The organism is Bradyrhizobium sp. SZCCHNS3016 (genome assembly GCF_032484535.1).
In the GTDB taxonomy this organism is placed as follows: Bacteria; Pseudomonadota; Alphaproteobacteria; order Rhizobiales; family Xanthobacteraceae; genus Bradyrhizobium.
The window spans coordinates 1-3,039 of record NZ_JAUETE010000038.1 but is presented as its reverse complement, the minus strand read 5'-3'; the positions used below and the strand labels follow the sequence as shown (position 1 = coordinate 3,039).

The following is a 3,039-nucleotide window of genomic DNA, read 5'->3' as shown; positions in this document are numbered from 1 at the left end:
CGCTACGACCGCCCAGATGGGCACATCAAACCGCCCGAACGAACTCAGATCTGGATAAAACTTGGGGGCAAGGTCAATGTATATGAAATCACGTGATTTTCTAAATTAATGATCTCCAGTGTACCCACCAGCGTACCCGGCACATTTTCGGTGTGGCCTCTGGTGCGCTCCGCGCGCTGACTGGCCTGCCGCTGCCTCAGGCGACGACAGTGCACCAATTATCCCGCATGGAAGAATGGCGGATTGCGCTGATCCGCCCCCAAATGCTGCAAGCACATGGGTGTTTTGCTTGTGAGCTTGACAAACGGCCTTCGTCGCTTGACGAGGCCGCACCACGCAAAAACACGAGCGCACGCGCCCTCATTCCGCAATCCCGCCAGCACCTGCGGCTCGACCATGAGCCCTGCCGACCGAAGTGTCCGTGCGTCCGGCTTGAAGCGCACGACCGCCGCATGACGCTTGCTACGCGCCTTAGCGCGCTACGATGGCCGCGCCTTGCCAAGTGGCGCAACGACGAACTTTCGTCGAGAGACACAGCCAAGGCTTGATGCCTCGGCTGTGTCTCTCGGCCCAGTACGCCAGGAAGTCGGCGTGCGCGAGTGCGCTCACGCTAGATGGCGGGCGCTGAATTGCTCATGGTCCCCGGGCTGCTCGCATCCACTCGCGTCTTTTGCTCCGGTTTGGCAAGAGCAAACTGCGCCGCAAGGGCGAGCCCATAGGCAATGCCGAACGTTGTGCCTGTCGCCAGGAAGCGAAGCTTGCTCGTGTCCCATACGGCGCCCTCCGGCGCGACGAGCGTCACGAGTGAGGGCAACAGCAGGAAGACGACCCCGAGAGCGAAGGCGAGGCAGTTGAGGGCCCGCCAGATGATCTTGCCGGCGGACATATCGATATCGGGCAGCTCAGGGCAGGTCTGCCGATCCAGGTAATAGGAGATGTACACGGAGACGAGTGCAGGCCCTAACCCCCACCTCAGCATCCGGAAGTAGAGTTCGGAGAAGGGCAGCGCTCGCGACGCGTCCTCGCCGAAAAAGTGTACCGCCAGGGCGAGGCCGAACGGCCCGGCCAGAAAGGCGATCAGGAACGTCCAGCAATAGGTCACCATGGGAGACTGGTCGATCGCCGACCCCAGGGAATGCGCCGCCAGCCGGAGCAGCAGGACCAGGCTGATGGCAAAGCCGAAATTCGACATCGAATAAAGAACCCAGGCCAGCATGCGGTCCGACTCTTGGCCCATGACGAGGCCTTTCCCGCTGAGGATATCGAAGGTCACGGCCGAGAGGTAGACACCGAGATGCGCAGCGGCGATCAAGGTGACGGCATAGATGATCCAGTAGCGCAGCGGGTTCTGCAGATCCGGCGCGGCGATGTCGATGCCGAACTCGCGCGCCTCCCTGCAGAGATCTCGTCGCGAACCGTTTCGGTAGATCAGATAGCAGGCAATGAGCCGGGCAAAGCGGCTGTGGAGAAGCTTGACGCTCTGGACAAAGTTGCCGATCGCGATGTCTTCCGCAGAGCCGGATTTCCACTGCTTCATCGTTAGCGACCTCTGATCGAATTCGGCGATCAGTTCGTCGTACCCGAAGCTTTTCTCGGTAAAGAAGATGTTGTCGTTGGCCGCGTCTCGCCGCCTCTTCAACCACCATCTCATATAGCAGATCTCGGCCCACAAGCGATCCGGCGTCGGGTAATCCTTCTGGAAGTCTCCCTCGGCTAGTGCTCGCGATTCCGCGATAACCAGAGAAATGGCCCATTGAGGCACGCGGAGTCCATATCGGATCTGAGCAATGATCTCCTTCGCGAGTTGCGGAACGCTGATCCACAGATGGATGACGTCGCGCATGCCCAGCAACAGGTTCCATTCGGCCTCTTTCGTGAGAAGGTAGAGGTAGACTAGCCCGATGGCGGCGACGACGGCGATGTACGGCGCAGAGTTGTCTTTTACTGCGGTCAGGATTTGCTCTGGAATGATGCCCGGCGGCGTCATGGCGAGGATCGGCTGATGCTCCTGGACCAGGATCAGGAAGACGCCGCAAGCGAAGAGCATGTATGCAAAGCCTCCGAGGAGGTATTGCGACCGGTTCGTCATGTAACGCGGGATGGTGGGAGACTCGTCGATCGGCACGTCTCGCCCGAAGGCTTTCCAGGCCAATCGGGCCGCGAAGACCACTCCCAGCGCCGTTATGACCCAATGCATCACGGCAAACGAGTCGATCTGGGGCGCGCCAGTCTCCGCCGGCTGCGCGAGCGCGGGTTGACCGGCAACCAAGGCAACGAGATTGAATAGGAGGATGCGACGCAGGCGAGCCATGACCGAAACTCCTACCTTTGATGTGGAAGTTGCGATCGGATCGTAGGACCGAACCGACTGGCGCCGGCGTGAATAAGGTGTGAAATTATTCCCCAGCGTTCGGGGCCACCAGATGACGCGACGTCTGACACGCCAGCCCTGACCTATCTCGCTCGGAATATCCGACGCCCGGGCAATGTCCTGCTATGCCGCGGCCGGTCGTCGCCAGTTGACTGGCCTCACGGGTGCGGCCGCTGTTCCCATTCAGTCCGCCGGACCGGTCATTCCCGTCGCCCGTCCTCGGGCACGTCCCGGCTCGTCATGTCTATCAATTATTCCGACACGCCGGCGACAGCGTTGGCGCGTTCGCCCATGGCCAATTCTGCCAGCGTCCATCCTCGCCGACGCAAGCGGAATATGCCGGTGGCGGGCTCGTCCTCGCATCCATGGATGCTTCAAGCGCGGCAAATCGGTGATCGACATAGGTCGTCGATAGAACTCCAGCGACGGTCACCACCATGACGACCGCAAATACCTTGGCTGAGTCGCTCCAGCGCATGTCATTAGATCCCTTGTCCGGCGTGCCAGGAGCACATGGGACGAGACGCACAATCGCTAGGCGGGCTGAAAGACAGATCACATCGACATCAAGCTGGAACGACGGTGACAGCCCTGGACTGCCCCCCTTAAGTGAGACACGATAATTTCTGTGACAGTGGGGTTGCCACGACGACTATCGTGCCTTGTTT

At 60.4% G+C, this 3,039-nt stretch carries 1 protein-coding gene; it reads right to left on the bottom strand.

Annotated features, from left to right (window positions below; translation table 11 throughout):
• Positions 1 to 610 precede the first annotated feature (610 nt).
• On the bottom strand, positions 611 to 2,311 hold the full coding sequence (locus tag QW881_RS32525) for a hypothetical protein (protein ID WP_315759717.1): 1,701 nt from the start codon (positions 2,309 to 2,311) through the stop codon (positions 611 to 613).
• Positions 2,312 to 3,039: the final 728 nt, after the last annotated feature.

Bases quoted from the DNA above. Each gene is read 5' to 3' on its own strand.
- QW881_RS32525 (WP_315759717.1), bottom strand. From the start codon at position 2,311: ATGGCTCGCCTGCGTCGCATCCTCCTATTCAATCTCGTTGCCTTGGTT.